This is a genomic window from Variovorax sp. RCC_210 (genome assembly GCF_041355175.1).
Taxonomy (GTDB): Bacteria; Pseudomonadota; Gammaproteobacteria; order Burkholderiales; family Burkholderiaceae_C; genus Variovorax.
Genome location: NZ_JBFUPJ010000007.1, coordinates 293657 through 319130, shown reverse-complemented (window position 1 = coordinate 319130; position 25474 = coordinate 293657). Strand labels below are relative to the sequence as shown.

Annotated in this window: 22 protein-coding genes and 1 pseudogene; 11 read left to right on the top strand and 12 right to left on the bottom strand. The window is 69.1% G+C overall.

All coding sequences use genetic code 11. The features are described 5' to 3' along the window. Positions 1-27 precede the first annotated feature (27 nt). From AB6807_RS21340 to AB6807_RS21330, 3 genes are read left to right on the top strand one after another with little or no spacing between them, the layout of a single operon-like run. On the top strand, positions 28-1008 hold the full coding sequence (locus tag AB6807_RS21340) for a VWA domain-containing protein (protein ID WP_116911185.1): 981 nt from the start codon (positions 28-30) through the stop codon (positions 1006-1008). 7 nt (positions 1009-1015) lie between these two features. After that, positions 1016-2410 (top strand): adenylosuccinate synthetase, encoded by a 1395-nt coding sequence (locus tag AB6807_RS21335; RefSeq protein WP_371086147.1) that lies wholly within the window; start codon positions 1016-1018, stop codon positions 2408-2410. A gap of 8 nt (positions 2411-2418) precedes the next feature. Then, entirely contained in the window at positions 2419-2844 is a 426-nt protein-coding gene (locus tag AB6807_RS21330) for a hypothetical protein (RefSeq protein ID WP_371086146.1), read from the top strand. A gap of 23 nt (positions 2845-2867) precedes the next feature. Here the strand turns inward: AB6807_RS21330 and AB6807_RS21325 are convergent, their stop codons facing one another. Next, complete coding sequence (locus tag AB6807_RS21325) at positions 2868-3296, bottom strand: DUF1801 domain-containing protein (protein ID WP_371086145.1); 429 nt, start codon at positions 3294-3296, stop codon at positions 2868-2870. A gap of 149 nt (positions 3297-3445) precedes the next feature. Here AB6807_RS21325 and AB6807_RS21320 point away from each other — a divergent pair, with 149 nt between their 5' ends. Further along, entirely contained in the window at positions 3446-4675 is a 1230-nt protein-coding gene (locus AB6807_RS21320; RefSeq protein WP_371086144.1) for a GGDEF domain-containing protein, read from the top strand. A 9-nt stretch (positions 4676-4684) separates the two neighbouring features. Here AB6807_RS21320 and AB6807_RS21315 read toward each other — a convergent pair whose 3' ends face one another. Genes AB6807_RS21315 through AB6807_RS21305 form a run of 3 tightly spaced genes read right to left on the bottom strand, consistent with a single transcriptional unit; the run spans position 4685 to position 6712 of the window. Continuing rightward, positions 4685-5428, bottom strand: a complete 744-nt coding sequence (locus AB6807_RS21315; RefSeq protein WP_371086143.1) for an HD domain-containing protein — start codon at positions 5426-5428, stop codon at positions 4685-4687. A gap of 13 nt (positions 5429-5441) precedes the next feature. Next, positions 5442-6152, bottom strand: a complete 711-nt coding sequence (locus tag AB6807_RS21310) for a nitroreductase (protein WP_371086142.1) — start codon at positions 6150-6152, stop codon at positions 5442-5444. A 2-nt stretch (positions 6153-6154) separates the two neighbouring features. Further along, complete coding sequence (locus tag AB6807_RS21305) at positions 6155-6712, bottom strand: DUF4863 family protein (protein WP_371086141.1); 558 nt, start codon at positions 6710-6712, stop codon at positions 6155-6157. Positions 6713-6828: 116 nt separating this feature from the next. On the opposite strand from AB6807_RS21305, the gene AB6807_RS21300 reads away from it, so the two are divergent. Further along, positions 6829-7809 carry a LysR substrate-binding domain-containing protein gene (locus AB6807_RS21300; RefSeq protein ID WP_371086140.1) on the top strand — a complete coding sequence of 327 codons (981 nt, stop codon included), beginning with the start codon at positions 6829-6831 and terminating at the stop codon, positions 7807-7809. 66 nt (positions 7810-7875) lie between these two features. Here the strand turns inward: AB6807_RS21300 and AB6807_RS21295 are convergent, their stop codons facing one another. Continuing rightward, the gene (locus AB6807_RS21295) at positions 7876-9072 is read right to left on the bottom strand and encodes an amylo-alpha-1,6-glucosidase (protein ID WP_371086139.1); all 1197 of its coding nucleotides are present in this window, start codon (positions 9070-9072) and stop codon (positions 7876-7878) included. Next, positions 9069-9578, bottom strand: coding sequence for a guanylate cyclase (locus AB6807_RS21290; RefSeq protein ID WP_116911177.1), 510 nt, complete (start codon positions 9576-9578; stop codon positions 9069-9071). Before AB6807_RS21290 ends, AB6807_RS21295 begins: the two co-directional genes overlap by 4 nt. Before the next feature lie 238 nt (positions 9579-9816). Here AB6807_RS21290 and AB6807_RS21285 point away from each other — a divergent pair, with 238 nt between their 5' ends. Further along, positions 9817-11448, top strand: a complete 1632-nt coding sequence (locus AB6807_RS21285) for a phospholipase D family protein (protein WP_371086138.1) — start codon at positions 9817-9819, stop codon at positions 11446-11448. 58 nt (positions 11449-11506) lie between these two features. Here the strand turns inward: AB6807_RS21285 and AB6807_RS21280 are convergent, their stop codons facing one another. Beyond that, complete coding sequence (locus AB6807_RS21280) at positions 11507-12223, bottom strand: FadR/GntR family transcriptional regulator (RefSeq protein ID WP_371086137.1); 717 nt, start codon at positions 12221-12223, stop codon at positions 11507-11509. A 93-nt stretch (positions 12224-12316) separates the two neighbouring features. On the opposite strand from AB6807_RS21280, the gene AB6807_RS21275 reads away from it, so the two are divergent. The 4 genes and pseudogenes from AB6807_RS21275 to AB6807_RS21260 all read left to right on the top strand — a co-directional run bounded on the left by AB6807_RS21275 (position 12317) and on the right by AB6807_RS21260 (position 18312). Beyond that, positions 12317-13003 (top strand): RraA family protein, encoded by a 687-nt coding sequence (locus tag AB6807_RS21275; protein WP_116911175.1) that lies wholly within the window; start codon positions 12317-12319, stop codon positions 13001-13003. Positions 13004-13074: 71 nt separating this feature from the next. Beyond that, positions 13075-14760, top strand: a pseudogene (locus AB6807_RS21270) (IlvD/Edd family dehydratase); the annotation flags it as partial. 94 nt (positions 14761-14854) lie between these two features. Then, on the top strand, positions 14855-15667 hold the full coding sequence (locus AB6807_RS21265; RefSeq protein ID WP_371086136.1) for a transporter substrate-binding domain-containing protein: 813 nt from the start codon (positions 14855-14857) through the stop codon (positions 15665-15667). Positions 15668-15813: 146 nt separating this feature from the next. Then, a complete protein-coding gene (locus AB6807_RS21260; protein ID WP_371086135.1) occupies positions 15814-18312 on the top strand; it encodes a DUF6351 family protein in 2499 nt (832 codons plus the stop codon). A gap of 16 nt (positions 18313-18328) precedes the next feature. Here the strand turns inward: AB6807_RS21260 and AB6807_RS21255 are convergent, their stop codons facing one another. From AB6807_RS21255 to AB6807_RS21235, 5 genes are all read right to left on the bottom strand, one after another. Beyond that, positions 18329-20230, bottom strand: a complete 1902-nt coding sequence (locus AB6807_RS21255; protein WP_371086134.1) for a GspE/PulE family protein — start codon at positions 20228-20230, stop codon at positions 18329-18331. A gap of 165 nt (positions 20231-20395) precedes the next feature. Then, entirely contained in the window at positions 20396-21259 is an 864-nt protein-coding gene (locus AB6807_RS21250) for a fumarylacetoacetate hydrolase family protein (RefSeq protein WP_371086133.1), read from the bottom strand. Between the two features lie 67 nt (positions 21260-21326). Further along, positions 21327-22079 (bottom strand): IclR family transcriptional regulator, encoded by a 753-nt coding sequence (locus tag AB6807_RS21245; protein ID WP_371086132.1) that lies wholly within the window; start codon positions 22077-22079, stop codon positions 21327-21329. Positions 22080-22097: 18 nt separating this feature from the next. Beyond that, on the bottom strand, positions 22098-23633 hold the full coding sequence (locus tag AB6807_RS21240) for a bifunctional 3-(3-hydroxy-phenyl)propionate/3-hydroxycinnamic acid hydroxylase (RefSeq protein ID WP_371086131.1): 1536 nt from the start codon (positions 23631-23633) through the stop codon (positions 22098-22100). Beyond that, positions 23626-24183 (bottom strand): VOC family protein, encoded by a 558-nt coding sequence (locus tag AB6807_RS21235; RefSeq protein ID WP_371086130.1) that lies wholly within the window; start codon positions 24181-24183, stop codon positions 23626-23628. Before AB6807_RS21235 ends, AB6807_RS21240 begins: the two co-directional genes overlap by 8 nt. A 148-nt stretch (positions 24184-24331) precedes the next feature. Here AB6807_RS21235 and AB6807_RS21230 point away from each other — a divergent pair, with 148 nt between their 5' ends. Further along, positions 24332-25324 carry a Bug family tripartite tricarboxylate transporter substrate binding protein gene (locus AB6807_RS21230; protein ID WP_371086129.1) on the top strand — a complete coding sequence of 331 codons (993 nt, stop codon included), beginning with the start codon at positions 24332-24334 and terminating at the stop codon, positions 25322-25324. Positions 25325-25474 lie beyond the last annotated feature (150 nt).

Below are 25474 nucleotides of genomic sequence, written 5' to 3'. Positions count from 1 at the left end.
CAGCAGAGCCACCAAAGGAGGTCTTTCATGGGATACGGAAACTATTCGCACGCCGCTCACACGGCGCTGATTGCCGACCGCGCCGCCAAGCCCGGTTCCGAGGTCTTCACCCAGCGCAACACGCATGCGCTGATGAACCCGCAGGGGCTCAAGGTGCGCGAGTCGCGTGACAACGCCGACCATCCGAACTCGCTGGGCATCGTGTTCGCGCTCGACGTCACCGGCTCCATGGGCGACATTCCGCAGACCCTGGCGCGCCGCGAGCTGCCCAACTTCATGAAGCTGCTGACCGACTGCGGCGTGCCCGACCCGCAGCTCATGTTCATGGCCATCGGCGACGCCACCTCCGACAGCGCGCCGCTGCAGGTCGGCCAGTTCGAGTCGACCGCCAACCTCATGGACCAGTGGCTCACCTGGAGCTACCTCGAGGGCGGCGGTGGCGGCAGCGGCGAAGAAAGCTACGAGCTGGCCTTCTACGTCATGGCGCAGCACACCGACATGGACTGCTGGGTCAAGCGCAAGAAGCGCGGCTACCTGTTCGTCACCGGCGACGAGCTGCCGTACCCCGCCGTGTCGCGCCACCAGATCGAGGGCCTCATCGGCGAGAAGCTCGACGAGGACATTCCCATCGAAGAGGTGATCGCCGCCGCGGCCGAGACCACCAACCTGTTCTTCCTGATTCCCGACGCGCAACGCCGCCGCCGCTGCGAAGGCCGCTGGCGCGAGCTGCTGGGCGACCACGTGATCTGCATGGACTCGCCCGACGACGCCTGCGCCGTGGCGGCGGGCATCGTCGCCCTCACTGAAAAGGCCGTGCCCAGCCTCGAGGCGCTGGCCGGCGTGATGAGCGGCACCGGCATGGCCAAGGAGCGCGTGGGCGGCGTGCTGCACGCGCTGGACGCGTACGCCGCGCTGCTCGACCCGGGCGCATCGCGCCGCGCGCCGCCGGCCGTGGCCACGGCCGCCGCCAACCCGCGCTCGTCGTGGTGGAAGCGGCTGTTCGGCTGATGACCCGGTGAGCGCCGACGCACCCGCCACGCGCTACGTCTCGCTGCTGGGGCTGGGCTTCGGGGACTGCGGCAAGGGGCTGTTCACCGACCACCTGTGCGGCGCGCTGCAGGCCCACACCGTGGTGCGCTTCAACGGCGGCGCGCAGGCGGGGCACAACGTGGTGGTGGACGTTCGAGCAGGTGAACCCGGTCGGCGGCACCACACCTTCTCGCAGTTCGGCGCCGGCAGCTTCCACGCGGGCGTGGGCACCGTGCTGGCGAGCCCGGTGGTGGTGCACCCCACCGCGCTGCGCGTCGAAGAAGCGGCGCTGCGCCAGGCCGGCGTGCACGATGCCTTCTCTCGTTTGCTGATCGACGCGCGCTGCCGCGTGACCACGCCGTTCCATCAGGCGGCTGGCCGGCTGCGCGAATGGGCGCGCGGGCAGGGCGCGCATGGCAGCTGTGGCGTGGGCGTGGGCGAGACCGTGCGGCATGCGCTTGCCGCGCCCGACGAGGCGCTGCACTACGGCGACTTGACACGCCCCGCCCGCGCGCTCGACAAGCTGGAGGCGCAGCGCACCACGCTCTTGCGCGAGTTCGCGGCCACGGCGCCTTCGCATGCCGATGCCGCGCAGGAACGCGCCATGCTGCAGGACGGCTCGCTTTCCCGGCGCTGGCTAGCCGCCGTGGCGCCGTGCCTGTCGCAGTCGCCGCCCGCCAGCCCGGACCGCATCGCCGAGCGCCTCGCGCGCCCCGGCACCGTGGTGTTCGAGGGCGCGCAGGGCGTGCTGCTCGACGAGTGGCGCGGCTTTCATCCTCACACCACCTGGAGCACCATTTCGACCGCCGCGGTCGAGGCCGTGCTGCGCGATGTCGGCATCGACACCGGCAACGGTGCCGGCGTGCGCCACCTGGGCGTGCTGCGCAGCTACCTCACGCGGCATGGCGCGGGCCCCTTACCCACGCACGACCGCGCGCTCGATGCCCGCTTGCCCGAGCCGCACAACGCGGACGAAGGCTGGCAGGGCGTGTTCCGGCGCGGTCACCCCGATGCGGTGCTGCTGCGCTATGCGCTCGAAGCCGTGGGGCCGCTCGACGGGCTGGTCGCCAGCCATCTGGACGCCGTCGAAGGCGGGGGCTTTCGGTGGTGCGCTGGCTATCACGGTGCAGACGGTGCAGACGGTTCGCGCATCGATTCCTTGCCGCTTTGCCCCGCGCCCGACCTTGCGCATCAACACGCATTGACGCAGCAGTTGCTCGCCGCGCAGCCGCTGTACGAACCCGGCACCATCGCGACACCGCGGGAATGGATCGAGTGCGTCGAAGCGCTCAGCGGCCTGCGGGTGCGTTACGGTGCCTTCGGCCCGACGCGCGACACGGTGCGCGCGCTGCAACCCCTCGGCGTGTCGCCGAGTCGATGAAAGACTTCGTGAACTGGAACCTTCCCTTGATCGTCGGCGCCGCGCTCAGCACCATCGCGGCGCTGCTGCACGTGTGCATCGTGTTCGGCGGGCCCGCGTGGTACCGCTTCTTCGGCGCGGGGGAGCGCATGGCCTCGGGCGCCGCGGCCGGGCACCTGTACCCGCCCATCGTCACGCTGGTGATTGCGAGCGTGCTCGGCGTCTGGGCGGCGTATGCGCTCTCGGGCGCCGGCGTGCTGCAGCCCTTGCCGCTGCTGAGCATCGTGCTGCCCGCGATCACCGGCGTGTACCTGGTGCGGGGGCTGGCGGCGCTGGCGCTTTTCTTCTTTGCCCGCGAGCGGCTGAGCGCCTTCTGGGTATGGAGCTCGCTGATCTGTGTCGGGTTCGGCGTGGTGCACCTGGTGGGGCTGGTGCAGGTGTGGCCCGGCCTTTGAACCTGCCGCGAAGCAGGGCGTCTTCAAGCCTTCGGCTTCGCCTTCTTTTTCGCAGCGGCTGACTTGCCCGCGCTGTTGTGCGCGATGGCCTCGCGTATCAGCGCCTTGAAGGCCGTCGCGTCGATTTCCACGCCTTCCGCGATGTCGATCGCGCGGCGCATGTTGCCCTCGAGGCTCGCGTTGAAAAGGCCCGCCGGGTCTTTCAGCGACGCGCCCTTGGCGAAGGTCAGCTTTACCACGCTCTTGTAGGTTTCGCCGGTGCACAGGATGCCGTCGTGCGACCACACCGGCGTGCCCATCCACTTCCATTCCTCGACCACGTCGGGGTCGGCCTGCTGGATGAGCTTGCGCATGCGCGCGAGCGTGGCGCCGCGCCAGTCCGCCAGGTCGGCGATCTTCTCGGTGATGAGCGTCGATGCCGGCTGGGCGTCGCTCGCGGGGGGCTTCGTCATGGTCTCGTCTTTCTGGGCTCCGCAGGAACCGCCGTGCGGATTCGGCGGGCGATGTTACGGCGGGCGCCCACACCGTCGCAAGCCGGCGCCCGCCGGGAGGCGTCACACGGCTTGCCTAAAATGCGGGTCCCCCCGCTTGCCACCCGCCCATGCAACTCGACGTTCCCACGCTCATGCTTACGCTGGGGCTGGGCTATCTGTTGTTCGCATGGCAGCTGGTGCTCGTGCGCCGGCGCCTGAAGTCCGACCGGGCGCTGGCGCTCTGGGCCAAGGGCTGCGTCTTCTTGCTGGCCGGCATGGTGGCCCTGTTGTCGCGGCTGGTGCTGCCCGAGTGGGTGGCCGCGCTGGTCGGCAACCCGCTGGTGCTGTGCGGCATGCTGTATTTCAACCAGGCGATCTACCTGTTCGTGGGCAAGCAGGCCACGCCGAAGTGGGTCACCGGGCTGGTGGTCGCGGCCATCGTGGCGGCGCCGGTGCTGCTGGCGTGGCCCGTGAGCACGCGCTCGATGGTCTATTCGGGCGTGATGATGCTGCTGTCGGGCGCCATCGCGCTGCACGTGTTTCGCCATGCCTGGCATGCCGAAAGCACCATGCGCGCCGTGGGCTGGACCATGCTGCTGCTGAGCGTGGCGCACGCCGGGCGCTCGGTGCAGGCCGGGCTGATGCCTGACCAGTACCAGAGCTTTTTCCAGTCGAGCGTGGGGCAGGGCATCGTCGTGCTGCTGGCCTTTCTGGCATTGCTGGGCAGCGGCATGGGCTTTGTGCTGGCGTGCCTGGAGCGCACCGCCAAGAGCATGGAGTTCCTGGCCAGCCACGACGCGCTGACCGGCTGCCTGAACCGCCGCAGCTTCGACCCGCTGTGCACGCACGAGGTCGCGCGCAGCCACCGCAGCGGCGAGCCGCTGGCGCTGCTGCTGCTCGACCTGGACCACTTCAAGCGCGTGAACGACCTGCACGGCCACCGCAGCGGCGACCTGGTGCTGCAGGGCTTCGCCCGGCGCGTGCAGGCGCGGCTGCGCTCGGCCGACGTGTTCGCCCGGCTCGGCGGCGAGGAGTTCGCGGTGCTGCTGCCCGACACCGACCTGGCTGGCGCCCTCAGCGTGGCCGACTACCTGTGCCGTTCGGTGGCCGGCACGCCGGTGCGGCTCGCCGACGACGAGGTCTTCGAGCTGACCGTGTCGCTCGGCGTGGCCATGCTGGCGCCGGAGCGCCACGGACGGAAGGCGGCGAAGACCGCGACGGCGGCAAGCCTGTCTCCCGAGCTGCTGTACATGCGCGCCGACCAGGCGCTCTACCAGGCCAAGCGGCAGGGGCGCAACCGGGTGGTGGTGTGGGAGGAAGACGCGGCGGCTGAGCGCGATGTGCGGGCCGCGGCCTGACGACCACGCCTACGGCTGTTCGTCCGCGGACTTGCCAGGGCTGGCCACGACACCGTGACCGCAGCCCGCCGAGTGAACATGGGCAGGCGAGCTGCCTGCCGGCTCGATCCTCCGGTTCCAGCTCGACCCAAGAATGACGCTGCAGATATCAACCCGCCGAAACTGCGGGTCCTTGAACGCCAGCACGTCGTCGTTGAACGTGCCGAAGGTGCTGTCCGGGCGGTGCTTCATGCCTTGGTAGAAGGCATCGATGATCCCGTGCTGGAAGTCCGCTTCGCGCGGAAAGGCCGCGACGACCGCTTCGCGCTGCGCATCGGTGAACTGGTCGTAGCCGCGGCCGGCGACGTCCATGCCGGCGCCCGCCTGCACCAGCGCGATCTCGGGGCGCATGAACTGCGGAATGCCGGGCGTGGTGTGCAGCGCCACCGCGTTCCAGACTGTCTCGATGTCGGCGTCGCCGATGCCGTGGCGCTTGAGGAAATCGCGCGCGGCATTCGCGCCGTCGACCTCGAAGCGCAGCTGGCTGTTCTCGTAGCGCGCGCTGAGGCCGATGTCGTGGAACATCGACGCGGCGTAGAGCAGCTCCGCGTCGAACTTCAAGCCCGTTCGCGTTCCCGTCAACGCAGCCCAGCAATAGACCCGCACCGAATGGTGGAAGAGCAGGTCGCTCTCCGTGTCGCGAATGAGCTGTGTCATTTCGCGCGCGAGTCGGCTGTCCGGAATGCGCACGCCTGCGATGTGGTCGAGCGTCATGGTGTTCTCCTTGTCAGTGTGCAAAGCCGAGGAACCGCGCGAAGCCGTCGGCGCGTTCGCGCGGCATGCCGGCCTGGTTCACGGGCGCCGCCGAGTCTCCGTGGCCCATCGACATGCCGAAGGCGGTGATTTCCTCTGGCGGCATGTGCAGGCGGGGCGCGATCGTGTCGTGGAACTGCGCGAAGGCCACCTGCGGGCAGGTGTCCAGGCCACGCGCTTTCGCGGCGATCATCACGCTCTGCGCGAAGAGCCCGAGGTCGATCCAGCTGTGCGGCTTCAGCCTGCGGTCGATGCTGAAGATGAGCCCCACCGGCGCGCCGAAGAATGAAAAGTTCCGCTCGGTCTGGCGCATGCGCGCCGGGGCGTCGTCGCGATCGATGCCCAGCGACCCGTAGTACCGCGCGCCGAAGTCGAGCAGTCTGGCGTGGAACAGCGCCGGCAACGGCGCAGGGAAGTGCGTGGGCGCGGTCGCCTTTCCGGCACGGAATGCATCGACGAGCGCGCTGGCCAGCTCGTCCTTCACCGCGCCGCTGACCACATGCACCCGCCAGGGCTGGATGTTGGCGCCGCTCGGGGCGCAGGCCGCGTCTTCCAGAATTTCTTGCACGAGTTCACGCGGCAAGGGCTGCGGCTTGAACGCGCGAACCGACCGCCGCGCGCGCATGACGGACGAAACGCACCTGGCAATGTCCTGCGGGGACCAGTCGCTTGTCGTGGGGGCCATGGCTACTCCTGCGGCGCGTGGTCGTACGAGATGCGGCCCGACGGCAGGAAGAACAGCGCGATCACCGCGCCGCCCCTGGCCTCGGGATAGTGGTGGCTGCCCGGGGGCGGGGCGGTCCAGCCGCCGGCGCACCAGCCGCTCGGTCCGTTCAGGGCGGCACCGGCGTCCAGCGGAATCACCATGTTGAATTCGCCATAGGGATGGCCGTGGTACTGGCCCCGGAAGCGGTGGTCGGGGTGGCCCTGCCGGTTGGCCGTGCTGTCCATGTAGACGGCGGTGATGCTGAAGTGCAGCGTGCGCTCGGAAGGCTCCGCGATGCGGCTGCGGCGGTAGGCCGGGCCGTCGACTTCGACGTTCGCCGCCCAGCCGTCTTCCACGCCTTTCACCGCCAGGCGCGCCAGGGCCTGGTAGAGGGCGCTGCCGGGCCCGTACGTCTGGTTCAACCAGTGTTCGACGGCGGTGCCGGCGGTCATGTCCTTCACTTCCTGCAGGAAGGGAATGCAGCGCTCGATGAGCGCTTCCTTGTCTCGGATGTCTCGAATGAGGGTCTGGTTCGTCATGGTCTTGTTCTGCTTCGGGTGGTTGAACGTGATGATGGTCGCAACCCGAACTGAATGGAAACGATGGTTTTTCAGCCGCACAATGCACAGCATTCAGTTTGCAAAGAGGTGACGCCATGGGCATCGGTCGCATCGACCTCAACCTGTTGAAGGTGTTCGAGGCCGTCTACGAGGACCGCAACCTGCTGCTGGTCGGCAAGCGGCTCAACCTCACGCCGTCGGCGGTGAGCCATGCGCTGCGCAGGCTGCGCGAGCTGGTGGGCGACGAGCTCTTCATGCGCACGGGCAAGGGCATGGTGCCGACCGGCCGGGCCAACGCGATGGCGCCGGGCCTGCGCGATTCACTGCGACAGATCGAGGCGTTGCTGGGCGCGGAGGCGTTTTCCGCGGACACGTCGACGCGCCGCTTCGTCATCGCGGCGAACGACCATGTGACCGAGGTCATCGTCGTGCCGTTGTCGCGCGCGCTGCAGCAGGTGGCGCCGCATGTCGACCTGGTCGTTCGCCCGTCCACGCGGCTGGACCTGGCCGAGCAGATCGACCTGGGCCGCATCGACCTCGCCATCGGCATCTTTGCGCAGGTGCCGCCCCGGCTCGACGCGCAGACCCTGTTTTCGCAGGGCGAGGCGGCGTTGATGCGAAAGGGCCACCCCGCCGCCCGCCGCAAGCTCACGCTGAACGACCTGGCGCGGTACCCGCTGGTCACCCTGTCCGTCGGCGGGCAGGAGGAGGGCGCGGTGGAAGGCTTCATCGTCGAGCGGGGCCTGGCGCGGCAGTCGGAAATGTTCGACCGGCAGGCGCTCGAAGCGGCGCTCGCCGCGGTGGCGCAAGCGCCGCGCACGCGGCTCACCGTGCCGCACGCGCTCGCCATTCCGGCGCTGCTTCGCGACACCTCGATGCTGTCGATCGTGCCCGCGTCGCTGGCGGTGGCGCTCGCGAAGAACGGAGACCTGGTCCGGCGGGCGCTGCCCTACCAGCCCCGGACGTCGACCCTGCAGGCCATCTGGCACAGCCGCCATGCGCATGACGCGGGGCACGCCTGGCTGCGTGAGATGGTGGCGAAGGCGGCCAGCGTGACCGCGAAGGCGCTGGCGTAGCGCGGGCCGGTTGCAAGAGCCTCGCTCGGCAAACAGCTCGGCGACCGGTCACCGGTCACCAGTCAGTCACCACCCCGCCTCCCGCCCCTCCAGCGCTCGCTTCGCCAGCAAGAACGTCGCCGCGTTCCAGCTCTGCCCCGCCATGCCCATCGGTGCCAGCGTGCGGCCGTGGAACCACTCGGTGAAGCGCCAGTCGTCCAGCGCGTTCGCCTGCGCCAGCCGCACCAGCTCCGGCCGGGCCTGCGCGTGCAACCCCAGCTTGGCCAGCGCCATCACCCAGAACCCGCCGACGAACGGCCAGATGCCGCCGTTGTGGTACTGGTGCACGATGTTCTGCTGGTGCCTGCCCATGTACGCCCGCCACAGCTCGTGCTGCTGCGACAGCGGGTGCAGCACCACGCGCACGGGGTAGGGCTCGCTGGCGCGCGCGGCGTCCACGGTCTGCACGATGCGGTGGGCCATCTCGGTGTCGGCCAGGCCGGCCTGCACGGCCAGCACGTTGCCGAACACATCGCCCTCGTCGCCCACGACCGCGAGGTTGACGAAGCTCAGGTACAGCCCCGGGTCGCGCCGGCCGCGGCGCGCGTAGTGCCGCAGCAGGCGCGCGCGGTGGTACTCGGGCAGGTCGCGCTGGAAGGGGTTGAACAGGTGGTTGAAGTGGTGCTGGGTGGCCTCGGCGTGGTCGAGCGCAAAGCGCCGCTTCACGTCGTACCACAGCGCGTTGGTGTACAGCACGTAGCCCGAGCGCGGCATGATGTCGGCCCAGTCGCTGGCCTCGTTCTGCTGCAGCAGCCTGAAGTGCTGGTGCTCCTGCGCCAGCAGCCATTGGATGGCGCGCGCAACCTCTTCGCGCCAGTGCGTGGCACCCACCTTGCCGTGGCGGCGCACGTGGTCCACCGCAATCAGCCACCACAGCGTGGCGTCGATGCAGCCCAGGTACCAGAAATCGGCGTCTTGGCCTTCGGGGTCCACGTACTTGGGAATCTGCCCGTTGGCCGCCTGCTGCGCCGCGAGCGCGTCGAGGCTGGCCACTGCGCCTTGCTCCAGCGCAGGCACGCCGCTGCCGCACATGGCCATCACGCAGATGGCGGCGTCGCGCCCGAAGATGCGCGTGTAGCGCCGCGCCACGGCCGCCTCGGTGCGGCTGGCGGCCAGGATGCCGTGCGGCGTGAGGTTGGCTTCGAGCAGCGCCAGCGAGGCCTGCGTGCAGGCATCGACGAGGTCGCGCGAGGTCGAGGTCGAGGTCGCGTCGATGTCGCTCATTGCCAGGCCTCGGAGGCCACCAGCAGCTCGGGAAGCGTGCGCGACGCGAGCACCAGCAGGCCGAAGTGCGCCGGGTCCAGCGTCTGGGGCTCGGGGTCGAAGTGGGCGAGCGTGCCCACCACTTCGGCGCCCAGCAGGGTCAGCGCCACCGCGTGGTACGCACGGATGACGCCGTGGTAGGGGCTGCCCGCCAGCATCGGCTCCTGGAGCGAATCGTCCACGTGCAGGAACGAGTCGCGCAGCACGAACTGGCAGAAGCTGTCCGCAAGGGGAAAGTCGGACAAAGGCGGCGGCAGCGGCTCGCCGCGCTTGTCGAACAGCAGCACGTTGCGCACCCGGTCGCCGACGACCTTGAAGATGGCGGTGTAGCGGTGCGGCACGCTGGCATTGAGCTCGCGCAGCGCCTGCGCGAACGCCTGCTGCTGGATGAGCGACAGCACCTCGTCCGCGATTTCGTCGAGCCTGCGCTCGGGAGGGTGGACGGCGGGCGTATTTGAAGTCGGCATGGGTCGGTTCACGAAAAAAGGCGCTCTTCGGTCCGCTGCGCCGGCAGGCTTGCCATGGCGCGGGCCTTCGGGCGAGATGCTTCGAGGCGGCGGTCGATTTTCACCTGAAGTCGAGCGCGCCATACTCTCGCCCGGACTCTCCCGCTGCGGGATGGCCCGGCAACCGATTCGGGAGTGAGAAATGACGACTGCATGCATGCCAGGCGCGCCCGGTTTCCCTGGGCCCCGCTCATCTCCTTTGTCCCGTTTGTCCCGGCTGTTCCGCTCACTGCCGGCCGTGCTGGCACTGGTGCTGTGCGCGCTGATGACCGCCTGCGCCAGCCTGCCGCCCCCCGTGCCCGAGCCGCCCACGCAGGCCGTCGCCGACCACGCGGCCACCCCGCTGGGCGAGCTCACGCAGAAGGTGCTGCCGCCGGACGGGCGCTCGGGCTTTCGCCTGCTGCCCTATGGCCCGACCTCCTTCGACACCCGCATTCAACTGGCCCGGCTCGCCACGCGCAGCCTCGACGTGCAGTACTACCTCTTGGCCGGCGACAACACCGGCCGCGCGCTGATGGGCGCGCTGCGCGACGCCGCCGAGCGCGGCGTGCGCGTGCGGCTGCTGGTGGACGACCTCTACACCACCGGCGAGGACGACCTGCTGCTGGCCCTTGCCAGCTACCCGAACGTGCAGGTGCGTCTGTTCAACCCGTTTCCGGCCGGGCGCGGCAGCGACCTGACGCGCTTCGTCAGCTCGGGCTTCGATTTCGCGCGCATCAACCGGCGCATGCACAACAAGCTCTTCGTGGCCGACAACGCCGCCGCCGTGGCCGGCGGGCGCAACATGGCCGACGAGTACGTGATGAATGCCGCGGGCAGCAACTTCGTCGACATGGACGTGTTCGCGGCCGGCCCCGTGGTGCGCGACCTGTCGGACGAGTTCGACCACTACTGGAACAGCGAGGTCGTCTACCCCGTGGCGCGCATCGCCTCTACCGCGCTCACCCCCGCGCAGCTGCTGCAGAAGTTCGACACCCTGGTGGCCGACGCCAAACCGCCGCAGGCGCCGCGCATTCCGGCCGACGGAAAAATCCACGACCCGCAGCCCGACGAACCCGTGTCGCTGCCGCTGGACCTGGTGCCCATGATGAACCTGCCCTTCGAGCTGGCGGAGCGCGACCTGAGCCCGCTGCTGTGGGCGAACGCGCGCGTGCTGTTCGACCCGCTCAGCAAGACCGAGGGGCTCAACGAGCGCGAGAACTCGCTGAAGGGCACCGTCACCGAAGGCGTGATCCGCTGGTTTCGCACGGCGCGCAGCAGCATCAAGATGGTGTCGCCGTATTTCGTGCCGTCCGACGCATCGGTGGCCAGCCTGGCCGGCGCGCAGGCCGAGGGCGTGAGCGTCACGCTGCTCACCAACTCGCTGGCCTCTACCGACGAGCCGTGGGTGTACGTGGGCTACTGGCCGCACATCCACGAGCTGCTGAAGGCCGGCGTGGGCATCTACGAACTGAGCCCGACGCTGAGCGTGAAGCGCGGCAAGCTCGGCATCTTCGGCCACCGCACCGGCGCGCTGCACATGAAGAACGGCATCGTCGACCAGAAGCAGGTGTTCCTCGGCTCGATGAACCTCGACCCGCGCTCGGCGCGACTGAACACCGAGCTGGGCCTGATCATCGACAGCCCCGAGATGGCGCAGCAGCTGCAGGGCTTTGCCGACGCGGGCAGCTCCTACCGCCTGCGGCTGGACGCCAGCGGCAAGGGCGTCGAATGGGTCGAGCAGGACAACGACGGCAAGGAAACCGCCTACGACGTACCGCCGGAGACCACTGCGTGGCAGCGCCTGAGGCTGCGGCTGATGGCGCCGTTCATTCCGGTGGACGAGCTGTAGCGGCGGGCCGCGTCGAGCCCGGCGCGTCAGTGCGTCAGTGCGTCATTGCATCAGGGGCTCAGCCCGCCTGAAGCACTTCGAGCGCGCTTTCCATGTGCAGGCGCATGCACCGGGACGCGCCGTCCGCGTCGCGGTTGCCGATCAGCTCGACCAGTTCCATGTGGGCGTCCTGGACCTGCTGCAGGCTCTCGTCCGTCTTTCGCCGTTCCATGCCCTGGCGCGACTGCGACTCGAGCGACGCCCGGATCGACCCGATCATCTGGAACAGCAGCAGGTTGCCGCTGGCGCGCGCGATTTCCACATGCAGCTCGGTATCGAGCGACGCATAGACCGATGGATGGCGCAGCTGCGCCTGCATCTGTACGACCAGGTCGGACATGCGCGCCAGTTGCGCCGGCGTGCGCCTGAGCGCGGCCAATGCCGTGGCGCGACCTTCGAGGCTCGCGCGCACGTCCATCAGGTCTTCCGTCGAGTTGTCGAGCACCTGCAGCGCGCGCGAAAAATAGATGCCGAGCGCCGACGCGTCCAGGTCCCGGCGAATGGTCGGGCTCTTGCCGTTGGCGATTTCGACGACGCCCATGCCCTTGAGCGTCCTCAGCGCCTCGCGCACGACGGTGCGGCTCACGCCCAGCAGCTCGCCCAGGCGCGCCTCCGACGGCAGGGTGGAGCCGGGGCTGGGCTTGGCGTCCTGTATGTACTGCAGAAGGCTCTGAACGGCCTGCTCGGCCAGGGAGCTGCGCTCCAGCCGGCCCGGAACAAAAGGGTGTGCGGTCATGTGGTGTCTCCCTGACCTATCGTACAGGCGGACAGGTTGCGGGCTCGCTGCTTGCCGCGTTCAATTCGCGGTTTTTGCAGGAGACAAGAAGCCATGTGGAAAGACGACGACGAGCTGTTCGGCCTGATGCGCAAGCGCCTGTTCCCCGCGGTGGTGGGCGACATCCTCGACACGATGGGCTACCTGCACCAGTTCCTGCCGGCGGCCATCAAGCCCGTCGAACGCTCGATGGTGGTGGCGGGCCGCGCCATGCCCGTGCTGGAAACCAACTGCTTCGCCCGCGCCGAGCCGCAGGGCAAGTCCCCGCTGAGCCAGCAGGCCTTCGGCCTGTTGTTCCAGGCGCTGGACGATCTTGCGCCGAACGAGGTGTACGTCGCGACGGGCTCGGCCCCGCAGTTCGCGCTGTGGGGCGGGTTGATGACCACGCGTGCCATGCACCTGAAGGCGGCCGGCGCGGTGCTTGACGGCTATTCCCGCGACACGACCGAAGTGCTCGAGCTCGGCCTGCCCGTGTTCTCGCTCGGCGGCTACTCGCAGGACCAGGGGCCGCGCGGCAAGGTGGTCGACTACCGCGTGCCGGTGGAAATCCAGGGGGTCCGAGTTCGCCCGGGAGACATCGTCTTCGGCGACCAGGACGGCGTGCTGGTCATTCCACGGGAGGCCGAGAAAGAGGCGATCAGCCTCGCGCTGGAAAAGGCCGCCACGGAAAGCAGCGTGCGCAAGGCCATCCAGAACGGCATGAGCACGGTCGAGGCTTTCAAGACGTTCGGAGTCATGTGAACGAAGACAAAGAGGACAAGAACGGCCAAGCCGGCGCCACCATGAAGAAAGTACTTCGCTCCTCGGCCTAGTTCGCCGGGGACGACAAGGACGCCTTCATCCACCGCAGCTGGATGAAAAACAGCGGGCTGCCCGACGACGCCTTCGACGGTCGCCCGGTCATCGGCATCTGCAACACCTTTTCGGACTTCACGCCGTGCAACGCGCACTTCCGCGAGCTCGTGGAGCATGTCAAGCGCGGCGTGCTCGACGCAGGGGGCGTGCCGCTGGAGTTCCCGGTCTTCTCCTGCGGCGAGTCGAACCTGCGGCCGACGGCCATGCTCTTTCGCAACCTCGCGTCCATGGACGTGGAGGAGGCCATCCGCGGCAACCCCATGGACGGCGTGGTGCTGATGGCCGGCTGCGACAAGACGACGCCCTCGCTGCTCATGGGGGCGTCGAGCTGCGACCTGCCCAGCATCGTGATCTCCGGCGGGCCCATGCTCAACGGCAAGTTTCGCGGCCGGGACATCGGCTCGGGCACCGACGTCTGGCGCTTTTCTGAAGACGTGCGCGCGGGCGTGATGAGCCGCGCGGACTTCATGGCCGCAGAAAGCGCAATGTCGCGCTCGCCCGGCCACTGCATGACGATGGGCACCGCCTCGACCATGGCCTCCATGGTCGAGGCACTGGGCGTGGCATTGCCCGGCAACGCGGCCTATCCGGCGGTCGATGCGCGCCGATCGCGCCTGGCCCGCATGACGGGCAGGCGCATCGTCGAGATGGTGCATGAAGACCTGGCGTTGTCGCGCATCCTGACGCGCGAGGCCTTCGCCAACGCGGTGCGCGTCAACGGCGCGATCGGCGGCTCGACCAACGCGGTCGTGCACCTGCTGGCGATTGCCGGGCGCATCGGCACGCCGCTCACGCTGGAAGACTGGGACCGCTGGGGGCAGGGCATGCCGACCCTGCTCGACCTGATGCCCTCCGGCCGCTTCCTGATGGAAGACTTCTGCTATGCGGGCGGACTGCCGGCGCTGATGAAGGAGATGGCGCACCTGCTGGACCTTGGCGCGCTCACCGTGACCGGGCGCACCGTCGGCCAGAACATCGAGCCCGCGGAGAATTTCGACCGAGAGGTGATCCGGCCCGTCGGCAACCCGCTGACGCCCCACGGCGGCATTGCCGTGCTGCGCGGCAACCTTGCGCCCGACGGCGCGATCATCAAGCCGTCGGCCGCCTCGCCGGAGCTGATGCGCCACCGGGGCCGCGCCGTGGTGTTCGACACCATCGAGGACTACAAGCGCCGCGTCGACGACCCCGCGCTCGACATCGACGAACACTGCGTCATGGTCTTGCGCAACTGCGGTCCCAAGGGCTACCCGGGCATGGCGGAGGTGGGCAACATGGCGCTGCCGCGCAAGCTCCTGGCGCGCGGCGTACGCGACATGGTGCGGCTGTCCGACGCGCGCATGTCCGGCACCGCTTTCGGCACGGTGGTGCTGCACGTGGCGCCCGAAGCCGCCGTGGGCGGCACCCTGGCACTGGTGGAGGACGGCGACGAGATCGAGCTCGACGTGCCTGCGCGTCGGCTGCACCTGCATGTGTCCGACGAGGTGCTCGCGCGGCGCAGGAGCGCATGGACTGCGCCCGAGCCCGCCATGAAGGGCGGCTACCAGTCGCTTCACGTGGAGCGAACGCTGCAGGCCGACAAGGGCGCCGACCTCGACTTTCTCGTGGGGTGCCGCGGCCACGCGGTGCCGCGTGAGAGCCATTGAGCCCGAACCGGCCAACGACCCCCGCACCCCGCAGCCACGGCTGGCATCGTTTCTTTTCTTGTCAGCTTCATTCTTGAATCAGGAGACACATCCAATGACCCGTACCACCACCCGCCGCACCGCGATGGCAGCCCTCGCAACCTTGGGTCTTGGCGCCGCCCTGACCGTGTTCGCCCCCTTCGCCTCGGCGCAGTCGGTGGCCGACATCAAGAAGAAGGGCGAGATCACCATCGGCATGCTGGTCGACTTTCCGCCCTACGGCACTACCGACGCCAGGAACCAGCCCGACGGCTACGACGCCGACGTGGCCAGGCTGCTGGCCAAGGACTGGGGCGTCAAGGCCAACATCGTGCCGGTCACCGGCCCGAACCGCATTCCCTTCCTGCTGACCAACAAGGTCGATGTGCTGGTGGCCTCGCTGGCCATCACGCCCGAGCGGGCGAAGCAGGTCGATTTCTCGATCCCCTACGCGGCCGCCTCGGTGGTGCTCTACGGCGCGAAAAAGGCCGACATCAGGACCGCCGCCGACTTCAAGGGCAAGCGCCTGGGCGTGGCACGCGCCAGCACGCAGGACGTCGCGCTGACGGCCCTGGCCGCCGAGGGCACGGAAATCCGCCGCTTCGACGACGACGCCTCGGCCATGCAGGCGCTGCTTTCCGGTCAGGTCGATGCCATCGGCTGCTCCACCACGGTGGCCGCCCAGATCGCCAAGCGCGCACCGGCGGACACCTACGAACAGAAGATGGTGCTGCGCCAGCAGGTCATGGGCATCGTGCTGCGGCCGGGCCAGGCGGAGCTGAAGAAGGCGGTGGACGACTTCGTCGTGCGCAACAAGGCCAATGGGGAGCTGAACAAGCTGTACCAGAAGTGGCTGGGCACCGACTTTCCGGCGTTGCCCAATTCCTGAGCCGGACAGACCCAGGACCAAAGATCCAAGACCCGAGGGCAAACCCTCGCGCGTCTGAAAAGTCATGCGAATGGCGCTGCCGGGATAGGGCCGCGCGCACCTCGCAGTCCAAGAATGTCTTCGTCCATAGAGACTGGAGACAACACATGAACACATCGACGCGCATGCCCAAGGCACGCATTCCCCGGCAGGCGCTGCTTGCCGGCACCACGGCAGGCCTGTCCCTGTTGCTTCTCGCTTGCGGCGGGGGCGGCGGCGGGGGCGGGTTCATCGGGGGCCTTGGCGGGGGCGGCGGAGGTGGCGGTGGCGACGGCACCGCGACCCCCAACGGCGGCATGGCCGTGCGCACGCTGTCGACGCGGGCCGACCTGGTCAGCGGCGGCGATGTGCTGGTCGAGCTGGTGCCCGAGGGCGGCGACGCCACCGGCCTGAAAGTGACGCTGAACGGCGCCGACATCACCGGCGCCTTCGCCAAGCGCGCCGACGGCCGCATCACCGGGCTTGCGACAGGCCTGGTCGTCGGGTCGAACACCCTCAAGGCCAGCACCAGGCTCAGCCGCGAGGCCACGCTCACGGTGGTCAACGCGCCCAAGGGCGGGCCGGTGCTGTCGAGCACGCAGGCCCTGCCGTTCGTCTGCGCCACGCCCGAGCCCACGGTGGGCACCGGGGCAACGCCTTCGTCGAATGCCAGCGGCCTCTCGACCGCGGCCACCGACGCGCAATGCAACATCGCGACCGAGTTCAAGCTGTTCTATCGCACGCTCACGCCGGTGACCGTGTCGGCGGGCGACGGCGGCTGCTCGTTCGTGCTGCCCGACCCGAGCCCCGCCGCCGCGGGCGCGGTGGCGACCACGCCGGCCAACTCGTGCCTGCAGCCGTACCTGCCCGGCAAGACGGCCGCCTCGGCGGTCGCGGGCGCCACCACGTCGACCGGGCTGAGCGTGCCCTACATCGTTCGGGTGGAGCGCGGCACGGTCAACCGCGGCATCTACGACATCGCGGTGCTGTTCGACCCGACGGCGGGCGCCTGGAGCGCGACCGCGCCCCAGCCGCAGTGGAACCGCAAGGTCGTGTATTCGTTCGGCAGCGGCACCGGGTTTCCGCGGCGCCAGTTCCGCTCGGCCCAGAACTGGGCCAACGACGCGGCGCTGTCGCGCGGCTTCATGGTGGTCGACAACAGCCTGACCGACTCCGCGCTCAACGGCAACCGCTACCTGGTCGCCGAGACCACGCTGATGATGAAGGAGCACATCATCGACAGCTATGGCGAGGTGGTCTACATGATGGGCAACGGCGAGTCGGGCGGCGCCATCAACCAGAACAGCGTGGCCTCGCTGCTGCCGGGCGTGATCGACGGCACGCAGCTCGGCGTGGACTTCGCCGACTCCGAGTCGACCGCGATGGAGGTGATGGACTGCGTGCAGCTCGTCAATTTCTACCAGTCGCCGGCATGGACGGCCTTGCAGGCGGGCGCGACCCCGGCGCAGGTCAACGCGAAGAAGACGGCGATCAACGGGCACCTTGACCACACCGCCTGCCACGGCTGGCTGACCTTCTTCGGCGGCCTGCTGAAAGCCGGCAACTACACGCCGACGGCGGTCGCGGACAACGCCACCGGTGCCATCGTGCCGAGCGGCGCGCCGACCAACAACTGCCAGCTGCCGGCCTCGGTGGTGTACGACCCCGTGAGCAACCCCACCGGGCCGCGCTGCGGCATCGCGGACGGCGCGGCCAGCGTCTACGGCACCACCACCAACGCCCTGGCGCCCAGCGGCATGCGCGCACTGAACAACCTGGACAACGTGGGCATCCAGTACGGGCTGAAGGCGCTGAAGTCGGGTGCGATCTCGACCGAGGAGTTCGTCACGCTCAACGAGAAGATCGGCAGCGCCGACACCGACGGCAACTTCTCCACCGCGCGCGCCGTGGCCGATGCCGACTCGCTGGCCATCGCCTACCGTGCGGGGCTGGTGTCGCCGGGCGGCAACCTGGCGAAGGTCGCGACCATCGACCTGCGTGCCTACGACGAGACCTACAACCTGCCGATCGGGCAGCTCGGCATTCACCAGTACTGGCGCAGCTACTCGCACCGCGCGCGCATCGACGCGGCGACGGGCGGGCACGCGAACCATGCGCTGTGGCGCTTCGGCCCGGCGGGCGTGCCGCCCACCATCGCGGTCGAGTCGTTCCTTGCGATGGACGCGTGGCTCACCGGCCTGGTGGCGTCGAGCCCGAAAGACTGGACGAACGCGGAGCGCACGCAGCAGCAAGTGGCCGCCGCCAAGCCGGTTGCCGCGTCGGACCTTTGCTACCTGTCGGCCGACACCACGTTCTCCACCAAGGTGCTGAACACCGCAACCTGCGACGCCGACCCGGTGCTGCTGCCGCACGGCTCGCCGCGCCAGGTGGCTGGCGGGCCGCTCGCGGAAGACATCCTGAAGTGCCAGGCCAAGCCGCTGGCCGCCGCCGACTACGCGCCCGTGACCTTCTCGCCCGGCCAGTGGTCGCGCCTGCAGGCCGCGTTCCCGCAGGGCGTGTGCGACTGGAGCAAGCCGGGGGTGGGGCAGGCCGAGACGGCGGCGCCGCTGACCTTCAGGGCCGGTGCCGGCGGCAAGCCGCTCGGCGCGCGCCCGGCAAGTTCCTGATGGCCGGAAGCTGCCGCTAGACGTTGCTGGTCGCGCGCACTTCCTCGATGCTGGTGTGCCCGGCCAGCACCTTCTCGATGCCGTCCTGGCGCAGCGTGCGCATGCCTTCCTGCAAGGCGGCCTGCTGCAACTCTTCGGCGCGGGCGCCGGTCTGCACCAGGCGGCGCAGCGTCTTCGACATCACCATCAGCTCGTGCACGCCCACGCGGCCCTTGAAGCCGGTGTTGCCGCAGTGCTTGCAGCCGGTGCTGGCGTGGCTGTGCAGCTTGCCGTCGTGGCCGTAGCGGCGCAGCCAGTCGGCGTGCACGGCGTGGCGGTGGGCCGGCGTTTTTTCTTCGGCGGCAAAGGCGTGCATGTAGTCGTCCAGCAGCACCTCCACTGTTTCCGCGCTCGCGGGGGTGGGCGTGGTGCAACGGGTGCACAGGCGGCGCACCAGCCGCTGGGCCAGCACGGCGAGCAGCGAGTCCGCGAAGTTGAACGGGTCCATGCCCATGTCCAGCAGGCGGGTCACGGTTTCGGGGGCGCTGTTGGTGTGCAGTGTCGACAGCACCAGGTGGCCCGTCAGCGAGGCCTCGATGGCGGTCTTGGCGGTTTCCTCGTCGCGAATTTCGCCCACCATGATCACGTCGGGGTCGGCGCGCACGAAGGCGCGCAGCGCCTTGGCAAAGGTCCAGTCGATGCGCGGGTTGATCTGCACCTGGCGCAGGCCGGTCTGCGTGATTTCGACCGGGTCTTCGGCGGTCCAGATCTTTCGCTCGGGCGTGTTGATCTGCATCAGCGCCGAGTGCAATGTGGTCGTCTTGCCCGAGCCCGTGGGGCCCACGCACAGCACCATGCCGTAGGGCCGCTCGACCGCTTTCGTCAGCTGCGCCAGGTTGTTCGGCGACAGGCCCAGCTGCGCCATGGGAATGGGCTTGGCCGAGGCCAGTATGCGCATCACCACGTCTTCGAGCCCGTTGGCGGTCGGAATGGTGGCCACGCGCAGTTCGATGCGGTGCTGCGGCGAGTACTTGGCGAAGTTGATCTTGCCGTCCTGCGGCATGCGCTTTTCGCTGATGTCCAGGTCGCACATGATCTTCACGCGCGCGACGATGGCGTTGCGGTAGCTGGGCGGCAGCTCCAGGTAGGTGTAGAGCAGGCCGTCGCGCCGGAAGCGGATGCGCGTCTTTTCCTGGCCGGGGTAGCTCTCGATGTGGATGTCGGAGGCGCCCTCGCGGTGGGCCTCGATGATCATGCTGTTGATCATGCGCACCAGCGAGTTGTCCGACTGCTCGATGGGTGCTTCGGCCGTGGGGGCGGCGGGGCCTTCGCGCTCCAGCGTCTGCAGCAGCTCGGTGGTGCCGGCCATGTCGAACTCGATGGGGCGGCTCGGGTCGAGGTTGGCGGCAAACGCGCCGCCCGCGCCGCCGGCGGCATCGCCGATTTTTTCGTAGGCCGCGTGCAGCACGCTGTCCAGGTCCAGGCACTGGCCGATGACGGGAATGACCTTCGCCTGCGCGATGAACTCCACCTCGTCGAGCGCCGAATGCCGGCTGATGGGGTCGTCGATGGCCACGATGAGGCGGCCCTCGTGCAGCATGAGCGGCATGACCTGCAGGCGCCGCGCCACGCTGTGGCTCACTTTGCGCAGCGCCTCGGCGCCCGCGGGAAACGCCTGCAGGTTCACCAGCGGGTAGCCCATCTTGCGCACCAGCGCGGTCTGCAGCTGGCCCTGCGTGACGATGCCCATGCGTACCAGCGTCTCGCCCAGCGGCACATTGGGTTGGCGTTGCTGCTGCGCGAGCCCGGCGCGCAGCTGTTCCTGGCTGACCATGCCCAGGGAGGTCAGCGCCTCCCCGATGCGGGCGATCGGCATGCGGCTCTGGGCTTCGATGGCGCGCAGCAGCTGTTCCGGCATGACGACTTCGATGGGGGACATGGGCTCTTCTCCTGACGTGATTGCGTGAGCGTGGCGCGCCAGAAAAGGGCGCGCCGATGCTGCATCGTAGGGCGAGGCACGCGAACGTGCCACCGAAGCGACGCGGGGAGTACGCAAGTTCTCAGTCGAAAAGAGGGGCCGTTTCCCTCCGCGCGGCGCGAATCTCTATTCCGCGCGAATGCCGTTGCGCAGGATCCCGATGGCATCGACCTCGATCTCCACCACATCGCCCGCCTTCATCCACACGGGCGGCGTGCGCTTGGCGCCCACGCCGCCGGGCGTGCCGGTGACGATCACGTCGCCTGCGGCCAACGGCATGAAGGCCGAGATGTGCGCAATCTGCCGCGGAATGCTGTGAATCAGCTTGTCGGTGGTGGTGCGCTGCATTTCCTGGCCGTTCAGGCGCGTGACCAGCGTCATGACCTGGCCGTCGGCGATGTCGTCGCGCGTGACCAGCCACGGGCCGAAGCCGCCGGTGCGCCAGAAGTTCTTGCCCGCGGTCCATTGCGGGGTGGCGCTTTGCCAGTCGCGCAAGGTGGCGTCGTTGTAGCAGGCGTAGCCAGCAATGTGCTTCCACGCGTCGGCCTCTGAGATGCGCCGGCCGCCCTGGCCGATGACGATGGCGATCTCGCCCTCGTAGTCGAGCTTGCTCGATTCGGGTGGCAGCACGATGGGCTCGCCGTGCGCCACCTGCGACTCGGCCACGCGCAGGAAGAGCGTGGGCTGCTCGGTGATCTCGCGGCCGGTCTCGCGCACGTGCTCCCCGTAGTTCAGGCCCACGCACACGATCTTGCCGGGGTTGGGAATCACGGGCAGCAGCTGCACGTCGCCCAGCGCGAGGGTGGAGGCCGTGGCAGTTGCGTCGGCCTTCTGCACCGCGGCGGCCGCTTCGCTCAACAGGCCCGCGGCGATGAGCGCCTTCAGGTCGACCGCGCGCGCGCCGAAGACCGCGCGCAGGTCGACGATGCGATCGCCGAGGAGCGCGCCGTAGCTGTCGGTGCCGTTGTGTTGGTAGCTGATGAGTTTCATGGTCTGTGCCTGGTGTCCGTGAAGGAAGAGAGGGAGGAGGAAATGGAGGAGGGTGGTCGAGAAAAATCTACGCCAGCCGACCCCCAATGCGCGAGGCGCCCTCGGTGATCAGCTGAACCATCTTGTCGAGATCGACGATGGACAGGCGCGCGGTGTCGAAGACGAGAGAGACGGCGCCCCATGCGCCCCCGTCGGCCTTCAGGATGGGGGCTGCAACCGCCGCGAGCTGCGGCTCCAGCTCGCCGATCGACACGTAGTGGCCCGCCTTGCGGATCGCCGCGTAGTGGCGGCGGAACTCGCTCCATTCGGCGGGCAGCCCGCAGCGCACGAGCTCGTCGTGACGGGCATCGAAAACCTTGCGCAGCTGCGCCGGCGCGAAGGTGGCCAGCAGCACCTTGGGCGCGCCGCCCTGGAACAGCGGGCGCGGCCGGCCGCGCCCGTAGGCCAGCGCCGCCGGCGCGCCGCCCATCTCGCGGTGCGTGTCCAGCACCTGCATGCCGAAGAGGCCCGAGGCCACGCAGTCGAAGCCGGTGGCGGCCACCAGCTCGCGCATCACCGGAATGCCTTCGCGCAGCACCGGGTCGGCCTTTCGGATGTAGTGGTCGAGCAGGATGATGCGCGGCCCCAGCGCGTAGTGCGAGTCTTCCACCCGCTGCAGCAGGCCCGCCTCCAGCAGCAGGCGCACATAGCGGTAGCCGGTGGGCAGCGAGACCTCGAGCGCGGCCGAGATGTCGTCCGCCGTGCGTGTCAGGTGCGTGTCGTCGAACAGGTCGAGAACGCCCAGCATGCGGCCCAGGCTGGACATTGATTTTTCCGGCACGCCAATTCCTCCAGGATGTCATGGCGCGACGGGGAGGTGTTGCGAGATGCGATCCAGATCGTGCCCCGTGCGCGCGACGCCGACGATATATCGGTCGGGCCGCAGTATCACCGCTTGCGCCGCGTGCGCAGCGAGCCAGTCGCGCAGCGGTGCCTCGGGCTGGTCGATGACCAGCGCACCGGCGCGTTGCCAGCGCTCGACGGTAGCAGGGGCTGCGGCAGCCAGTACATCGCCGCGGCCGATGACCGCGCTGCGCCGGCCTAGCAATTCGTCAAGCAGTCGGCCGTCTGCCAAGCGGGGCTGAGGAAATGGGCGCCCCGCTTGCGAGCCGGGTTGCGCGTCGAACGCGCCGGCACCCAACATCTGCGGCGGCAGCTCGAATATTTCCGGCTGACCAGCCAAGAATTTTGCGTCGCGTTCGGCCGCCAGCGCGGGGTCGGTGGTCTGGATGATGTTGCCCAGCCGCACCGCCAGCTCGACCAGCGCGCGCACATGCGGCGCGCGCTCCGACTCGTAGGTGTCCAGCAGCGCATCGGGGGCCTGGCGCGCGAGCACGGCTTCGAGCTTCCAGGCGAGGTTGGCCGCGTCGCGAATGCCCGCGCACATGCCCTGGCCGAGAAACGGTGGTGTCTGGTGGCAGGCGTCGCCCGCGAGCAGCAGCCGGCGCTGGCGCCAGTCGCTCGCGATGACGGAGTGAAAGGTGTAGATGGCCGCGCGCTCCAGCCGCGCCTGCTCGGGCCGCACCCACGGCGCGACCAGGCGCCAGAGCGATTCGGGCTGCACCAGCGCCTCGCGGTCGTCGCCGGGCAGCACCATGATTTCCCAGCGCCGCCGGTCGCCGACCACGTTGCAGTACGTCATGGGCCGTGCCGGGTCGCAGTGCTGCACGGTGTGCGTGGGCAGGTCGACCGGCTGCTGCAGCACCACGTCGAACACCAGCCACGGCTGGCGCAGGCCCAGGTCGATCATCGGGCTGCCCATGTGCTGGCGCACCGGCGAGCGGGCGCCGTCGCAGCCGACGACGTAGCGGGCGCGCACGGTCGATGCAAGGTTGCTGCCGGTGTCGCGCACTTCGAGCGTGGCGCCGTCCGCGTCCTGCGCCACGGCCGTCACTTCGCTGCGCAGCCGCACGTCCACGTTGGCGAAGCGCGCCAGGCCTTCGCGCAGTACCGCCTCGAGTTCGGGCTGGTGAAAGTAGTAGTTGTTCGCGCCGCCGTGCGGGCCCAGCGCCGCGCTGCCGCCGCGAATGAGCATGGTCTCGCCCGCGCCGTTGACGAAGTGCATGCCCTGCTCCCCGGGGCGCGCGATGGCCAGCGCCTGCTCGCGCAGCCCCGCCGCCTGCAGGATGCGCAGCACCTCGCCGTCGAAATGAATGGCGCGCGGCAACGGGAACACGGCGCCTTCCTTCTCCAGCACCACCACCGACAGGCCCGCCGCGCCCAGCAGGTTGGCCAGCGTGGCGCCGGTGGGTCCCAGCCCGACGATCGCCACGTCGTGCATGCCATGCGTGCCATGCGTGCCGTACATGCCGTGCATGGGCAGTGGCTCAACCACGCTGGTCTTCCTGCATGCGGCGCGCCACCTCGGCCTGCCACTGCGCGCGGCTCATGAATCTTGGAAAGCGCTTGGCGATGGCTTCGGCGCGCGCAAGGATCACCTCGTCGGGCTGCGACAGGTCCACCGGCTCGCGCAGCGGCTGCTCGCAGTACCAGGGCGTGTCCATGAACAGCTCCAGCCGGTTGCCCTCGGGGTCGCGGCAATACACCGACACCGCGTTGCCGTGCGTCACCGGGTGCATGTCGCTCGCGCCCTCGGCCAGCAGCCGGTCGTGAAAGCCGCGCAGCGTGGCGATGTCGGGCACCCGGAACGACACCTGGTTGACCACGTTGAAGCCCAGGTCCGCCGGCCTGCCGGTGGCCAGCACCAGCTGGTGGTGCTCGCGCGGATCGCGGCTCAGGAACACCAGCTGCACCGTGCCCAGGTCGCCCGCGTCGGTCTGCGTGAAGCGCAGCGCCTGCTTGTAGAAGCGCGCCATGCGCGGCAGGTCGGTCACATACAGGCCGATGTGGCTGAACTGCAGGTTCGACGGGCTGCTGTCGGTCATTTGAATGTCTCCTGGCGATAAAGCGTGCCGTCCATCGGCCTTGCGTTGAAGAAATTATATTCAAATTATCGTATTTTGACAATACGGCACGTTTAACTATCATTCGGGCTCGTGCAAACGGCACGCAAGATCAACAGGAGACAAACCGATGAACGTTCCGAAGAAGATGCCGGCCCGCCGCTGGCTGGCCCTGGGTGTGCTGGCGGCGGCAGGCGCCGTGGCGACCGGCGCGGCGGCGCAGGCCGACTACCCCAGCAAGGCGGTGCGCATCATTGCGCCGTTCCCCGCGGGCAGCGGCCCCGACGCGAACGCGCGAGAAATCGCCGCCGAGCTCACGAAGATCCTGGGCCAGACCTTCTATGTGGAGAACCGCCCGGGGGCGTCGAACATCATCGGCACCGAGGTCGCGGCCAAGGCGCCGGCCGACGGCTATTCGCTGTACATCGGCACGACCAGTTCGTTGTCGGTGGTGCCGCACCTGTATTCCAAGCTGCCCTTCAATGCCGAGAAAGACTTCGCCCCGGTCAGCCTGCTGGGCGTGCTGAACACCGGCCTCATCGCCACGCCGGGCGTGGAGGCGAAGGACGCGCGCGCGCTCATCGCCGCGCTCAAGGCCAAGCCCGACTCGATGGCGGTGGCCACCGCGGGCATCGGCAGCTACTCGCACCTGTCGGGCGTGTGGTTCAACAACGCCGCGGGCGTGAAGACCAACCTCGTCCCCTACAACAGCAGCAGCCCCTACACGGACCTGATCGCGGGGCAGGTGCAGCTCATGTTCGATGGCCTGCCGGCCGCGGCGGGCAACATCCACACGGGCAAGCTCAAGCTGCTGGCCATCACCGGCAAGGAGCGCGCCCCCAGCTTTCCCGACGTGCCGACCTTCGCCGAAGTGGGCCTGCCCGACTACGCACCCATCGCCTGGCAGGGCGTGCTCGCGCCCGCGGGCACGCCCAAGCCGGTGCTGGAAAAGCTCAGCGCCGCCATGCACAAGGCCTGCCAGTCGCCCGAACTGGCGAAGAAGTGGCGCGACTACGGGGGCGAGCTGCGCTGCAACACGCCGGCCGAGTTCACCGCGTTCATCAACGCCGACCGGGCCATGTGGGGCAAGGTGATCAAGGAGGCGAAGGTGAAGATGGACTGAGCGGGCACCGGCGCTTGCGGCGCCAGGCGCAGCGGGTTGCACCCCCCGATTGTTTCCACCGCGGAAACCCAGTAACGCCGCGGCGACCCCATCGCCCCGTTCAAAGGCTTTGAGAATCCGGGGCGGGCGCATTGCGCGCCCGACCTTCCA